The organism is Pseudoalteromonas sp. PPB1 (genome assembly GCF_015356275.1).
In the GTDB taxonomy this organism is placed as follows: Bacteria; Pseudomonadota; Gammaproteobacteria; order Enterobacterales; family Alteromonadaceae; genus Pseudoalteromonas; species Pseudoalteromonas rubra_D.
The window spans coordinates 20,906-35,656 of the sequence record NZ_JACEQV010000025.1 but is presented as its reverse complement, the minus strand read 5'-3'; the positions used below and the strand labels follow the sequence as shown (position 1 = coordinate 35,656).

At 49.8% G+C, this 14,751-nt stretch carries 13 protein-coding genes; 7 read left to right on the top strand and 6 right to left on the bottom strand.

What is annotated here, in order from left to right; all coding sequences use genetic code 11:
- The first annotated feature begins 15 nt into the window (after positions 1 to 15).
- Positions 16 to 1,311, top strand: a complete 1,296-nt coding sequence (gene pepB, locus IY568_RS19900; protein WP_194868491.1) for an aminopeptidase PepB — start codon at positions 16 to 18, stop codon at positions 1,309 to 1,311.
- A gap of 42 nt (positions 1,312 to 1,353) precedes the next feature.
- Here pepB and IY568_RS19895 read toward each other — a convergent pair whose 3' ends face one another.
- The 5 genes from IY568_RS19895 to gpmM form a co-directional block, all read right to left on the bottom strand.
- Complete coding sequence (locus tag IY568_RS19895; protein ID WP_194868490.1) at positions 1,354 to 1,773, bottom strand: HPP family protein; 420 nt, start codon at positions 1,771 to 1,773, stop codon at positions 1,354 to 1,356.
- Positions 1,774 to 2,117: 344 nt separating this feature from the next.
- Positions 2,118 to 2,852, bottom strand: coding sequence for a divergent polysaccharide deacetylase family protein (locus IY568_RS19890; protein WP_230090586.1), 735 nt, complete (start codon positions 2,850 to 2,852; stop codon positions 2,118 to 2,120).
- A 36-nt stretch (positions 2,853 to 2,888) separates the two neighbouring features.
- A complete protein-coding gene (locus tag IY568_RS19885) occupies positions 2,889 to 4,109 on the bottom strand; it encodes a S41 family peptidase (protein WP_125559130.1) in 1,221 nt (406 codons plus the stop codon).
- A 38-nt stretch (positions 4,110 to 4,147) separates the two neighbouring features.
- Positions 4,148 to 5,284, bottom strand: a complete 1,137-nt coding sequence (locus tag IY568_RS19880) for a murein hydrolase activator EnvC family protein (RefSeq protein WP_125559132.1) — start codon at positions 5,282 to 5,284, stop codon at positions 4,148 to 4,150.
- Between the two features lie 3 nt (positions 5,285 to 5,287).
- The gene (gpmM, locus tag IY568_RS19875; protein ID WP_125559134.1) at positions 5,288 to 6,832 is read right to left on the bottom strand and encodes a 2,3-bisphosphoglycerate-independent phosphoglycerate mutase; all 1,545 of its coding nucleotides are present in this window, start codon (positions 6,830 to 6,832) and stop codon (positions 5,288 to 5,290) included.
- 262 nt (positions 6,833 to 7,094) lie between these two features.
- On the opposite strand from gpmM, the gene IY568_RS19870 reads away from it, so the two are divergent.
- The 4 genes from IY568_RS19870 to gpsA all read left to right on the top strand — a co-directional run bounded on the left by IY568_RS19870 (position 7,095) and on the right by gpsA (position 9,353).
- Entirely contained in the window at positions 7,095 to 7,526 is a 432-nt protein-coding gene (locus IY568_RS19870) for a rhodanese-like domain-containing protein (RefSeq protein ID WP_010383442.1), read from the top strand.
- A gap of 8 nt (positions 7,527 to 7,534) precedes the next feature.
- The gene (gene grxC / locus IY568_RS19865) at positions 7,535 to 7,789 is read left to right on the top strand and encodes a glutaredoxin 3 (protein WP_125559136.1); all 255 of its coding nucleotides are present in this window, start codon (positions 7,535 to 7,537) and stop codon (positions 7,787 to 7,789) included.
- A 70-nt stretch (positions 7,790 to 7,859) separates the two neighbouring features.
- On the top strand, positions 7,860 to 8,342 hold the full coding sequence (gene secB / locus IY568_RS19860) for a protein-export chaperone SecB (RefSeq protein ID WP_010383440.1): 483 nt from the start codon (positions 7,860 to 7,862) through the stop codon (positions 8,340 to 8,342).
- Positions 8,343 to 8,345: 3 nt separating this feature from the next.
- Positions 8,346 to 9,353 (top strand): NAD(P)H-dependent glycerol-3-phosphate dehydrogenase, encoded by a 1,008-nt coding sequence (gpsA, locus tag IY568_RS19855; protein WP_010383439.1) that lies wholly within the window; start codon positions 8,346 to 8,348, stop codon positions 9,351 to 9,353.
- 225 nt (positions 9,354 to 9,578) lie between these two features.
- On the opposite strand, the gene IY568_RS19850 is transcribed toward gpsA, so the two are convergent.
- On the bottom strand, positions 9,579 to 10,535 hold the full coding sequence (locus tag IY568_RS19850) for a methylenetetrahydrofolate reductase (RefSeq protein WP_125559138.1): 957 nt from the start codon (positions 10,533 to 10,535) through the stop codon (positions 9,579 to 9,581).
- A gap of 301 nt (positions 10,536 to 10,836) precedes the next feature.
- Between IY568_RS19850 and IY568_RS19845 the strand changes: the two genes are divergently transcribed.
- Together IY568_RS19845 and cysE are read left to right on the top strand one after the other, a co-directional pair.
- Positions 10,837 to 13,710: a M16 family metallopeptidase gene (locus tag IY568_RS19845; RefSeq protein WP_194868489.1), complete on the top strand. Its 2,874-nt coding sequence runs from the start codon at positions 10,837 to 10,839 to the stop codon at positions 13,708 to 13,710.
- A gap of 202 nt (positions 13,711 to 13,912) precedes the next feature.
- Positions 13,913 to 14,734 carry a serine O-acetyltransferase gene (cysE, locus tag IY568_RS19840; RefSeq protein WP_021032726.1) on the top strand — a complete coding sequence of 274 codons (822 nt, stop codon included), beginning with the start codon at positions 13,913 to 13,915 and terminating at the stop codon, positions 14,732 to 14,734.
- The last annotated feature ends 17 nt before the right edge of the window (positions 14,735 to 14,751 follow it).

Here is a 14,751-nt window from a genome sequence, read left to right as displayed (position 1 = left end):
AGAGTGAAATCATATATGGCTGACAAATTTATTGTTCGACTGACGGATCAGGCCCCGGCTGCACACTGGGGTGGCAATGCGACTTTATCGTACGATCAGGAGGGCGCACTGGTGCACCTGAGCGAACACGAGACACTGAAGACCATTCAAAAAGCGGGTCGCAGCGTGGCACAACAAGGGATCCTGGCAGTTGAGTTACAGGGGGATGCCTGGTGCACTGAATCTCAGTGGGCATTTTATCAGGGGTTTGTAAGCCCGAAGCAACTGGATGGTGTTACCTTCTGTGATAACGCACAGTCTGACCTCACTGAATTACAGGCACTGAAAACGGCTGCAACCTGGACCCGTCAGATGATCAATGGCACGGCTGAAGACATTTATCCGGAAAGCCTGGCAGGTAAAGCGGCTGAATTTATTCAGTCACTGGCCCCCGAGCATGTCAGCTATCAAATCATTAAAGGGAACGCCCTGCTTGAACATCAGTGGATCGGGATCCATGAAGTGGGCCGGGGCAGTGAGCGTCCTCCGGTATTACTGGAGCTGGACTTTAACCCAACAGGCGATGAAGACGCCCCGGTTGCGGCAGCGTTGGTGGGCAAAGGTATCACCTTTGATTCAGGCGGTTATTCCATTAAACCAAGCGAAGGCATGCTAACCATGAAATGTGACATGGGCGGCGCGGCGACGGTGACGGCAGGCCTGGCCATTGCTATTCAGCGTGGCATAGACAAACGCATCAAGCTGTTTTTATGCTGTGCGGAAAACTTAATTTCAGGTCATGCTTATAAGCTGGGAGACATCCTGACGTATAAAAACGGCACTACAGTTGAAATTGTGAACACGGATGCGGAAGGTCGTCTGGTACTGGCTGACGGTCTGATGGCCGCAGGCGAAACCGGTGCGCCATTGATTATTGACGCAGCCACCCTGACGGGCGCAGCCCTGGTTGCGGTTGGTCAGGAATACAATGCTCTGTTTGGCCTGGACAAAGAATTAGTGAGCGAAGTACAACAGTTTGCTCACGAAGAGTTTGAGGCGGCCTGGCCGTTGCCACTGGAAAAATGGCACCAGAACAACTGCCCGTCGGCGTACGCTGACACAGCGAACAGCCGTGCACAAAAAGGCGGTGGCTTCGGTGGTGCATCTAATGCAGCGGGCTTCTTGTCTCGCTTTGTGCCCAATGAAGGCCAGGGCTGGGTGCATATCGACCTGGCTGCATCGTTCCAGAACACTGCGGGATCGCAATGGGCATCGGGCGCAACAACGTTAGGCATGCGCACGGTAGCACGTACCCTGCAAGCTAAAGCCTGATAGGTCTGAAATGCAAAGAAAAAGCCCCAGCAGGGGCTTTTTTTATGACAATAAGGCGGCGGCCAGACGGACAAAGTCCGATGAGGTTAGAATACCTAACAATTTGCCATTGTCGTCTGTGACTGGCATGCAGCCATGACGGTTATCAACAAAAAACCGCACCACTTCCTGTAAGCTCTGCTGTGGCTGGACACTGGCAAAGTCGGTGGCCATCACTTCAGCAACTTGCTGTTGTTTTTCTTTGCGCTCCAATGCATTGGTGCCGTAGGTGGCAATGATCCCCATCACTTTGGCAATCATGATCTTCTGTGTCAGCATACCGACCAGCATGCCATGGTCATCTATGACTGGGATATGACGAATGTTCTTTTCACGCATTAGGTTATGGGCATCGTTGAGGGTATTAGTTTCACTAACCGCCAGTGGATCTGGCGTCATTAAATCGGCAACTGTGGTTAACATAGTACTTCCTTAAGCGAGCATGCTGTTTGAGTTAAGTCTAGCCGACACCAAGCATCAGTGAATGGTCCCAGATCAAATTTTTCTGCCAATGCACTCAATTAAGGCGCATTTATCCCGCTGAGGAAAGCCCGGCTTCGGTTTTCGTCAAGACGCTTAGATTTGTACAGATGTCACAAGAATTTACCAATTTGTCTCCAGGCCGAATCTCAAAATAGGGTGCTTGAAACCCCTATGAATGGCCGCTTTGATCACGGAGGTGGGTGGTGTATTTATGCTGATGAGCCTTAGCCTTAGCCTTAGCCTTAGCCTTAGCCTTAGCCTTAGCCTTAGCCTTAGCCTTAGCCTTAGTCTGAGGTGAGTGGACTACGTTTTACCGCAGCCAGCTGGATGTACTTTTGTTCAACCAGGTGTGACAAAGGAACCAGTTCGATGCCCTCGTTTGCCAATTCGCTCAGTGCTTCGGCAAGAAAGAGTCGGGTTTGTGGGTAGGGGTGTGCAATGCCGATGGCATAGCCTTGCTGGCGGGCGAGTGATTTTAGTTCTTCAAATTGGCGACGCAGCGCATCTGGCTGTGTCTGGTTATCTAAAAAGACATGGCGGGCGACATTGGCAACACCATACAAATTGGCCACATTCTGGGCCTGACTCAGTTCTGTGGTGCGGCTGTCAAGAAAGTACAGCCCGCGCTTTTTGAGTAGCTCCATGGTCCACTTCATTGGCTCGACAGATTGGGTGAGCGCTGAGCCCATATGATTATTGACGCCTTTGACCTGAGGCAAGGTTGCCAGCGCATGGCCAAGCGTGGTTTGCAGCTGCCATTTGCGCATGTCCAGTGTCAGGCCACCTGGCCCAAGGGCTTTGTCTTCCAGCGCCTGCATCGGAATGTGCAACAGCAACTCGCGGCGCTTATGACTGGCCTGATAGGCAAAGCGCTGTGAAAACGGGGTGTGTGGTAAAATGGCGTAGCTCAATTGGCCGGGCAGATCCAGCAGTTCTAAGTCACGTTCGTGATATCCAATGTCGTCGATGACGATGGCAATCTGGTTGCCATAGCTTGGTGCCGCGCAGAGAAAAAGCACCAAAAAGCCTGTTATAAGTAAGCGCACTATCCTGAATTATTGTTGTAAATTATGGTTTTGTAATAGCTGTTCCGCTTCTTGCCAATGTTTATCTAGGTTGGCAACAAAGGTCAGTCTGACCTTTTTTTCACCAGCCATTATAGCGTCTTTGTCCAGTTCTAAAAGTACTTGTTTACTAAAAATTACGTCCGGTTGGATCCCGGTTCCTTCGATAGATTGGCCTGAGGGAGTGAAATAACGGGCTGTGGTTAGTTTCAGTGCCGTAGTACCATTACCTATGGGGATCAAAGACTGAACTGACCCTTTGCCGTACGAGCGGTTGCCCAGGATCAATGCCCGGCTATTATCTTGCAATGCGCCAGCCAGTATTTCGGCTGCTGAAGCGGATTGCTCATTGATCAGCACTAACATCGGGGCACCATTGAGTATATCGCCCTGAGCGGCAAAAAAACGTTGATTGGCATCATAAAAGCGTCCTCGAGTACTCACGATGGTGCCGCTTTGCAAAAACAAATCTGAGATGGCCACAGCACTATTGAGTGTGCCGCCGGGATTATCTCTCAAGTCGATGATCAGGCCCTTGAGTGGTTCCCCCAGGTGGCTATTGAGCATACTGATATGGCGGGCAATGTCGTGGTAACTGTGATTATTGAAGCTGCTCAGCAACACATAACCGATACCGCCGGGTAAAAGCTGGCTGGAGACACTACGCAGGGTGATCTCCTGGCGTCTGAGTGCCAATGTAACTTCAGTGTTGGCGCGCTCTACAGTGAGTTGTATAGTTGAAAATTGGGCTTCTCGCAGTAGCTTCGAAACTTCGGCAATGGATTTGCGCTTCACATCGTGGGTGTTGATGGCTAACAACTTGTCACCGCCCTCAATACCTGCGGCCTCTGCCGGAGAGCCTGGCAGCGTATCGACAATAACCACGCCATCTTCGACTTCTTCTACCTCAATACCCAGTCCGGTGTAACGGCCATTGGCTGCGCTGAATAAGGCTTCGAGTTCGTGTTCGTCAAGGAACTTAGAATAATCGTCAAGTTGGGTGAGTAATTCACTAAAGTTGTCTTTTTTGACATGGCTGAGTGGCAGATCTTCCACATAATAGGTGTGTATATGATAGAGAATTTCGTCGATTTGTTCGCTGGATAGTTGTTTGGCACTGAGTGGCAAACATAGCAAACTGAGCATCAGGCTGAATGCAAATAGCCAATGCCAGAGGCGATTGTTATCAGGTTGAACACATGGAGTCATCATATGCTGCTCCTCACTGGGGGGCAGCATCGGTTAGTCAGTTAACTGGATCTGCACCATTTTACTGGATCAACAGCGCTTCCCTTATGCCGTATTTCGAAGTATAGACCAGGATCGGTTTGTCCGCCGCTTTGCCCCACCAGGGCGATGGGCTCGCCTGGCATGACCTGATCGCCAACGTCTTTAAGCAGGGTTTGGGCATGACCGTACAGGCTCATAAAGCCTTCCCCATGATCCAATACGATGACCCAGCCAAAACCGTTCAACCAATCGGCATAGACCACCTGACCCGGTGCAACACTATTAACCGGTGTGCCATTGCTGCCTCGGATCACGACGCCTTTCCAGTTCATACCCACATGTTTACGCTGACCAAACCTGTGTTTCAGACGGCCATCGAGAGGCCAGGCAAGTTTGCCCTTTAACCTTTGTAACCCTTGCAGTTGCGCCACATATTGTTCGGGGCTACTGGCCTGCTCTGAGGCTAAGGTTTCGAGGGTGGAAATTAAGGTTTGCTCGTTTTCTTCAAGGTAGGCAATAGCCGCTTTTGCCTGACTAAGCTTGTCGTTAAGTTTATTCAGGTGGGTTTTGCGGGCGTTTTGCGCCAACATTAATTCGTCCCGACGGGCGGTTTGCTGATCCTGTAATGCAAGCAGCTGTTTCTTTTTACGCTCTAGTTGGGCACGGTTTTCTGCCAGTTTGGCAAACACCGATTTGAGGGCTTCGAGCTGCGCGATACGCGCCTGGTTAAAGTAATCGTAGTAGCTGATGGTGCGTTCTAACGCCGCGGCATGTTGCTGGTTTAGCAGCATTTTTGAGTAATCGTGACTGCCTGTGACATAGGCACTTTTGAGCTGTGCGGCGAGCAGCCGTTGTAAGCGCTTTTTTTGCAGCTCAAGCTGCTCAGCTTCGCGTTGTAGCGTGTATTGCTGTTGTTTGTTTTCGCTGATCCCCTGCTCGGTGAATGCCAGTGCTTTGGCACTTTTGGCGATCTCCAGTTCAAAGGATTGCAGGGTGCTTTTGAGTGCACTAAAGCTGGCTTGTTGCTGTTGATAGGCGGCCTGACTCTTTTTGAGCTCAGCCTGCACCGCAGCCAGATCGGCTTTGGTGCGGGTTTCATTTGCCTGCCCGAGTATGGGCAGCAAACAGACCGAGAGTACAGCAAGCGTATGGCGCATAAATTACTTCAGCAGCATGACGGGAGACCCTGTCATTTCCTCTGGTTGCGCCATACCCAGCAGATGTAACATGGTCGGTGCCACATCGCTGAGGGTTTTGCCGGTTTGTGGTTGTGCGTCACGGCCAATATAGATGAATGGAACAGGCTCGCTGGTGTGCGCCGTGTGGGCCTGGCCCGTTTTGCTGTTGACCATTTGCTCGGCATTCCCGTGATCGGCTGTGATCAGTGCTTCACCACCAACTTCTTCCAGTGCAGCAACAACGCGGCCAATACAGGCATCGACGGCTTCACAAGCTTTCACGGCAGCGTCGAATACGCCGGAGTGACCGACCATGTCGCCATTCGGGTAGTTACAGATGATCACGTCGTGCTCGCCACTGTGAATGGCGTTAATGAGTGTGTCGGTCAGTAAGGCCGAGTTCATCTCAGGTTGTAAGTCATACGTAGCAACTTGTGGTGATGGGATCAGCTCGCGCTTTTCGCCTTCAAAGAGGTCTTCACGACCGCCACTGAAGAAGAAAGTCACGTGGGCATATTTTTCAGTTTCAGAAATGCGTAGCTGGGTCTTATTGTGTTTTGCTAACCATTCGCCCAATACATTGGTAAGCTTCTCCGGCGCAAAGGCGATAGGGGCATGAATGTCGGCAGCGTACTCTGTCATCATCACAAAACCACTCAGTACCGGTGCTTTTTGTTTGTTGAAGCCATCAAAGTCGGCATCCACAAAAGCACGGCTCATTTGACGGGCACGGTCAGCACGGAAGTTGAGGAAGATCAGCGTATCGCCATCGTTGATGGTGGCTGCTTCCTGGTCTTCAGCGGCAATCACAGTGGCGTTAACGAATTCGTCGTTTTCATCGCGCTCATAAGCGGCGTTCAGAGCACTGACACCATCGGCAAAACGGTGTTCAGCCTGGCCACAGACCATCAGGTTATAAGCGGCTTCAACACGCTCCCAGCGGTTATCGCGGTCCATGGCATAGTAACGACCGACAATTGAGGCCAGACGACCACAGCCCAGCTTGGTGAAGAGTGTTTCAATACGTTCAATTGAAGCCTGTGCACTGCGAGGAGGGGTATCACGGCCGTCTAAAAAGGCGTGGAAGTAAACCGCTTTGGCACCGCGCTTGGCTGCCAGCTCGATGGCAGCAACAATGTGATCTTCGTGACTGTGTACACCGCCCGGGCTCAGTAGTCCCATCAGGTGAACCGCTTTGCCGGCTGCAACGGCTTTGTCGATGTTGTCGACCAGTGCGGGGTTATGCTCAAACTCACCATCATCAATGGCTTTGGTAATGCGGGTAAAGTCCTGATAGACGATACGACCGGCACCGAGGTTAACGTGGCCGACTTCTGAGTTGCCCATCTGACCGTCTGGTAACCCCACATCCAGGCCTGAACCAGAGATCAGCGTACGCGGACGTGTTTGCCATAGTTCATCTAATACCGGCGTGTTAGCTGCCAAAATAGCATTGCTCTCAGCATCTTCGCGGTATCCCCAGCCATCTAGGATCATTAATACCAGAGGTTTTTTCTTCACAGTCATTTGGGCTCCTGAAACGTGCACGAAATCTGGCCATAGGATACCCTGTTTTATATGAATTTTCAGCCCTCTGGGCGTGATTTATCCTCAACCACTTTAAAATTCACATGAGCCATTACCTATGGGGGCACTCCGCTTTGCCAAGTGCTGTGGGGGGTTGGGCTGTGCCAGTGTGCTTATCGATTACGTCACAGATGTTTGTACCAGCGCCCGTAAGAAAGTATACTCGCGAGCAATTTCATTTTCCCCGGTTGGTAAGAACAATATGGAACAATACATCGAGTTTTTAGGCAGAAACCCCATTCTCAGCATCATCTGGCTGGTTTTAGCAGCTATGTTGGTCTCTAGCTGGTTGAAAGGCATGTTTTCTAAAATCCGTCAGATCAATCCACAACAGCTCACTATCCTGGTGAACCGTCAGGAAGGTCAGGTGTTTGACATGCGTGCAGTGAAGGAGTTTAACGGTTCGCGTATCGCGGGCAGTGAGCACATGAATGTGGAAAAAGCCAAACAAAATGATTTCGCAGGACTTGAAAAGTTCAAAACTAAGCCCATTATACTGGTGTGTAACACCGGCATGACCGCCTCTGGCATTGCCAGCAATATGTACAAAGCGGGCTTTGAGCAAGTATACGTTTTGTCGGGTGGTTTTGGTGCCTGGCAAACAGCCGGCCTGCCAACCGCCTCGGGTAAATAGGAGTAAATATGAGCCAAGTTGTTATTTATACAAAGGATTACTGTCCTTACTGTCATCGCGCTAAGGCGTTGCTGGATAGTAAAGGTGTCACATATACCGAGTACGATATCGGCGCGCAACCCGAGCTGCGTGAAGAGATGATCAGTAAAGCAAATGGCGGTCATACTGTGCCACAGATTTTCATCAAAGCGCAGCACATTGGTGGTTGTGACGACATGATGGCACTCGAAGCACAAGGTAAGCTGGACGCATTACTGAAGTAATTTTTGGCATCCCGGGTACGACCCGTGGTGCTGCCCCACATTAAATAAAGACGAATAATTAGGAAGAACAATGACAGAGCAAAACAACGCAGCTGCTGCAGAAGAACAACAAGGTCCACAATTTAACATTCAGCGCATCTATACCAAAGACGTGTCTTTCGAAACACCTAACTCTCCGGCTATCTTCCAGAAAGAGTGGACACCTGAGGTAAAACTGGACATGGACACGCGTTCTGCCAAGCTGGACGAAGGTGTATATGAAGTTGTTCTGGCACTGACTGTGACTGCGTCATTGGGCGAAGAAACCGCATTCCTATGTGAAATCCAGCAAGCGGGTATTTTCTCTATCGGTGAACTGGAAGAGCTACAAATGGCACACATGCTTGGCGCATTCTGCCCGAACATCCTGTTCCCATATGCACGTGAAGCGGTATCTGGCCTAGTTAACCGTGGTACTTTCCCACAATTGAACCTGGCACCAGTTAACTTTGACGCGCTATTTGCTCAGTACATGCAGCAACGTGCCGCGCAAGAGCAAGCTGCTGACGCATAAGTGATGAATACAGCACATTCAGCTGTGACCGTATTAGGGGCGGGGTCGTATGGCACCGCCCTTGCTATTTGTTTTGCCCGCAACGGTCACCAGGTTACTCTTTGGGGACGTGACAGCACTGCCATCGCGCAGTTAGCCAGCTCGCGTCAGAATGCCCGTTATCTGCCAGACATTGATTTTCCGGCTTCATTGCAGCTGGAAGCCTCACTGACTAAGGCCGTCCAGGCTAGTCAGTTGGTCCTGGTGGTGGTGCCCAGCCATGCGTTCGCGCAAACCCTGGAGGCAATTAAGCCACACTTGTTACCTGGAACCAAAGTTGCCTGGGCAACCAAAGGGCTGGAGCCAGATACTGGCCGGTTGCTGCAGGATGTAGCACTGGACGTCCTCGGTGAGCAGGTTCCGCTGGCGGTTTTGTCCGGGCCGACCTTTGCAAAAGAAATGGCCGCCGGCTTACCTACCGCAATTTCAGTGTCATCTCGTTGCGAAGCATTCAGAGGTGAACTGGCTAAGCTGCTGCATTGTGGTCGTTCGTTCCGGGTGTACAGCAATGACGACTTTATCGGTATCCAGTTAGGTGGCGCAGTGAAAAACGTCATCGCCATTGGTGCGGGTATGTCAGATGGTTTTGGCTTTGGTGCCAATGCCAGAACAGCCTTGATCACCCGTGGTCTGGCAGAGCTCTGCCGGCTAGGGTTGTCGCTGGGGGCACGTTCTGAAACCTTTATGGGGATGGCGGGACTGGGCGATTTGATCCTGACTTGTACTGACAACCAATCCCGTAACCGACGTTTTGGTCTGGCGCTGGGCCAGGGTAAAAACGTTGAAGAGGCCATGCAGAGTATTGGCCAGGTGGTTGAAGGGTATCGTAACACCAAAGAAGTGTACTTGCTGGCAAAGCGTACTGGCATTGAAATGCCTATCACGGAGCAAATCTATCAGGTGCTGTATCAACAAAAAGACGTCAAAGAAGCGGCCATGGCATTGCTTGGCAGAGAGCAAAAGTCCGAATAACCTGATGTCTGAAAATAAAAAAACCGAGCCAGTGTGCTCGGTTTTTTATTGGTTCCAAATTATACCAATTTGCTTAATTAAGTGTTCTATTTTGAGGCGAGAAAATAGGGTCGATAACTAGGCAAAAATTTCGTTGTTTAGTTGTTCTAAATGAGAAATTTTTAACGCCGTTAGCGTCTTATTTGCTCCTTCAAATAGAACAGATATTAAGTGAAATTGGTATTATTAAGCGATCTGCTTTTCCGCCAGTGTCAGCTCCATGGTGGCCTTGAGCAGACGATAGAGGTTGATAGACGCATCGATCTCTTCTTTGCGGTTAGTCAGGCTTTCTATGTTCAGTCCCAGCGGAACATCCAGATGAGCACAACTACGCAGAATTGAATCCAAATTCTCACGACAAATGCGGATCGACTCACTCAGGGTGTTGTCTGCATCCAGCATGCGCCATTTGGTTGCTTCAGGCACTGAAATGCCCAGCCATTCCATAAATTGCAAGGTTTTCTCACCGCCGCACGGGGTGAAAGTCAGGATCAGCCGCTTAGGCGCAATGCCTTGCTGTTTACAGGTGCGGGCATAGCTGGTGATCAAGTCTATGGTGGCTTGTGCATCATAGACGGCCTGAGAAATAAAGAACTCGCAGCCCTGGGTGGTTTTTTCAATCAGTCGCTCGTGCTCATTGCGTTTTGATGCATGGCGCTCCGCAATAGTTACGCCACCGAGGAAAAAGTTTTCTTCGTGCTGGGCCAGCGCCTGATACGCCTCTGGCAGTGGTAGATTGATTTTACCTTGCGAAGACGGAGAGCCAACCAGCACTAAATTATTCAGGCCAAACTCTTGTTTGGTGGTGCTGAGCCACTGGTTAAATTCAGCGCTGTCACGTTGTGCGACACTTTTATAGGTGATCACGTCCAGTTTTGACAAAGACTTGACCAGGCGGCTGTATTCACAGGGATCAACCGTTTCTTTAAACGGAAAAGGGCGGGGCACATTGGTGCGACTGCTTTCGTCCTGAATGTCGTAAATGATGACGCCGTCGTATTCAATTTCGTGCAGACGGTCGAGCAGCTTAGTGGCAATACGTTCAACTTTGTCTTGCTCCGTACCGGATTTGGGCGGAGTCGTACCAATCAAATATACCCCTTGGTTCGGGTCTAAGATTTTCTCTTGTAGTGATAACGCCATGATTTTGGCTCCGGCAAAAATTCAGTTTCTGGGATCTAATATAGCAGCCATTTAGACGTCTAGATAGATTTTTTTCTTGAAACAAATTCAATGCCCATGAATTTCTTTCATATGATTTTGCGACTTTGGAGCAAGCCATTGTTTTGCCGATAGCTTTGAATGGGCCAATGCAGTTCATATTTTTTTACATAAAATGAGCACGTAAAGATGAATTCAAACGGGATTGCGGCATAATTGGGAACGATGTGCCTCACTCGAGCGAGGCCAAAAATAATAATCACTACAGATTTAAGGGAAGCATATGAAATTTAAACTACTGGCGACCAGCCTCGCGGTGTCACTGGCACTGACCGGGTGCGTAACCTCTCAGCAATCGACTGAGCAGACGTCAGGCCAAGTTCAGGCCCAGGCAAGTAACAAGGTGTTTGCGCAGGATTATGTTCTGGAAGAGCTGGATAATGGCCTGCGCGTCATGGTGGTGAAAACTGATTATCCAGATGTTGTCTCGTTACAGATCCCGGTATCTGTTGGTTCGCGCAACGAAGTTGAACCGGGCCGTACCGGATTTGCACACTTTTTTGAGCATATGATGTTTAAGGGCTCGGAGAAGTTCCCTCAAGATGTTTACGCTGACATTCTGAAAAACTCAGGCGTAGATAACCGCGCTTACACTACCAATGATTATACTAACTACCATCTGAATTTCTCTAAAGAGCACCTGGATAAGGTTTTAGAGATTAAAGCAGATATCTTCCAGAACCTGAGCTACAGCGAGTCTCAGTTCCGCACCGAAGCCTTAACGGTAAAGGGCGAATACCTGAAGAACAACGCCAGCCCAATTCGTAAGCTGTTAAGTGCTGTGCGTAAAGAGGCCTTTGATAAGCATACCTATAAACACACCACGATGGGCTTCTTCGAAGATATTGAAGCGATGCCCGATCAAATGGCGTACGGACAAGTTTTCTTTGAGCGATTTTATAAGCCGGAATATGTCTCGATTGTGATTGTCGGCGACGTGGATCCGCAGGAAACCATGAAAATGGTTAAAAAACACTGGGGTGGCTGGCAGCGCGGTAATTACGTTGCTGATATTCCGGTTGAGCCAAAACAGCAGCAAGCCAGATACGTGCATGAGCACTATGAAGGTTTGCCGGGCCATTGGCTATTGGTCTCATACAAAGGCACAGCGTGGGAGCCTCAGAAAAAAGATCGCGCGGCACTGGATCTGATCTCGCAACTGTATTTCTCTGAAAACTCCGAGCTGTATCAAGAGCTGGTAGTCGACAAGCAAATTGCCAGTCAGATGTTTACTTACAATGCTGAGACCAAAGATCCGGGTCTGCTGCATGTCTTTGTGAAGGTAAATGAAGAAAGTGACCTGGCCGTGGTGCGTGATGCCATCAACCGTACTTATGCGACTGCTCGCACTGAGCTGGTCGACAGCGACAAACTGGCAGCACTTAAATCTAACCTTAAATACAACTTTGCGAACGGGCTGGACTCATCACAGGCGATTGCCAGTATGCTGGCCGAGTACATGCATTTTGAGCGCGATCCGGAAGTGATCAACACGCTGTATGCGACCAGTGATTCAGTGAGCGCCGAAGATATTCGCGATGTGGCCAACCGTTATTTTGTCGACAGCGGTCGTACCACAGTGACCATGTCTGATCTGACTGAAGTGACAGGATTCGATAAAGAAGTTGAGCTTGATAACCTGGTTGCCCAACTCAGCCAGCCAAAACAGCAGCACTTCTCTGTACTGGACAACACCAATGCGTCACCGCTTGTGGATGTAAACTTGTTGTTCTACACCGGTGCAGCGGCTGATCCGAAAGGGAAAAAAGGCGTCGCAGCACTGACCGCAGCCATGATTGCTAATGGCGGTTCGCAGAGCAAGTCGTATAAAGAAATTCAAAAAGCACTCTATCCGATTGCGGGAAGTTTCGACTATCAGATCGACAAAGAAATGCTTTCTTTACGTGGTCGGGTGCACAAAGACAATGCGGCACAGTGGTATGCGTTAGTCAGTGAGCAGTTACTCAATCCGGGTTTCCGTGAAGATGATTTCAAACGTCTGAAAAAAGAGATGATTGACAACATCAAGGCGGGCCTCAAGGCATCTAACGATGAAGAACTGGGCAAAGAAGTGCTTTACCACAAGCTATATCAGGGTCACCCGTATGAGAGCTACAACCTGGGCGATTTATCGGATCTGGAAGCACTGACACTGGATGATGTAAAAGCTTTCTATCGCAGCGAGTTTACACAGGCCAAACTGAATGTCGGCATCACAGGTGCGCTCGATGACAAGCTTAAAGCACGTATGCTGAGTGACCTGGCTCAACTGCCTAAAGGTGAGGAAGCTCGCCTGACTATTCCGGATGCACCGGCACTGACTGGCCGTCACGCGACCATCATTGAAAAGAGCGCTAAATCAACAGCGGTCTCCTTTGGCTTCCCGATTGATACCATCCGCAGCAGCAAAGACTGGACTGCACTGTGGTTAGTACGCTCTTATTTTGGTGAGCACCGTAACTCGAATGCCTACCTGTTCCAGCGTATTCGACAGGTGCGAGGTATGAACTATGGTGATTATGCCTACATTGAGTATTTCCCGCGTGGCATGTTCCAGACTAAGCCGGATGCGAACTTGGGTCGCTCTGAGCAAATTTTCCAGGTATGGCTGCGACCGTTGCGCTCAAATAACGATGCACACTTTGCCACGCGTGTTGCGCAATATGAGCTGGATAAACTGATCAATGACGGTATGACTGAGGGTGACTTCCAGGCAACGCGCAACTTCCTGAGCAACTTTGTGCCTCAGATGGTCGCCAGTCAGGACCGTCAGCTGGGTTATGCGCTGGACAGCCAGTTCTATAACACTGATGAGTTTGTCAGTTATGTTCGCGGCCAGCTGGCATCTTTGACAGTTGAAGATGTGAATCGGGTGATCCGTGAAAACCTGCAAAGTGACAATATTCACTATGTGTTTGTCACAGGCGATGCGGCTGATATGAAAGCGCGTTTGGCTAACCAGACAGAGTCGCCAATGCACTATAACGCAGAAAAACCGCAAACGCTTATCGATGAAGATAAACACATCGCCAACTACAAGCTGGCTATCCCAGCTGCGAACATCGACGTGATGAACGCAGAAGCGGTATTTAAGTAACACCAGAGTGGAGTCCCATCGGGACTCCTCGCTTGCTCAGGCGGATCTGCGATCCGCCTGTCTTTCATCCATCCCCAATTCGCTGTTTCGGGTTATAATTAATAACAAATTGATGCAAGAAGCATTTGACTATCACTGCTAATTTACGCATTTGCAGGGTAAGATAGAAAAAGGCCTTGGAATAATTGAAATAGTGCAGTTTATGAGACACGAGATCTGGCAAAAGCTTCGTCAGGAAGCAACCGAATTAGTAGACCGCGAGCCGCTGCTCGCCAGCCATGTTTACTCAAGTATTTTAAATCATGATTGTCTGGGCGCGGCATTGAGCTTTATTGTTGCTAACAAGCTGGCAGACGCCGTGGTATCGGCATTTACTATTCGTGAATTGTTTGATCAGGCCTTTGTGGATTGTGACCGTATGTTGACTCATGTGGCGCATGATATAAAAGCCGTTAAAGATCGTGACCCGGCTGCCGATAGTTACCTTAACGTTATTTCAAACCTTAAGGGCTTCCATGCAATACAAGCACACCGACTCGCACATTGCTTATGGCGACAAGACAGAAAAGAGCTCGCCCGTTTTGTCCAAAGTCGTTCATCCGAAGTATTTGGTGTTGATATCCATCCTGCTTGTAAAGTCGGCCATGGCATTATGTTTGACCATGCGACTGGTATAGTCATAGGTGAAACAGCCGTCATAGAAAACAACGTCTCAATCTTGCAGTCGGTCACCTTAGGGGGAACCGGTAACGAGCAAGGAGATCGTCACCCTAAAATACGCGCAGGCGTATTGATCGGCGCAGGGGCAAAAGTGCTGGGCAACATCGAAGTGGGCGAGGGCGCACGCATAGGGGCAGGTTCCGTGGTCCTAAAGGCTGTCGATCCACATACAACAGTGGTGGGTGTGCCTGCTAAGGTTGTGGGTAATCCGCCTTGTGCGTGTCCGGCCGAATCCATGGATCAGAACTTTCTTGATGAGGATTTGATTGCCCGTAACGAATCTCACACCAGCGCGATGCTCTAGCATCTGATTGACTTCAG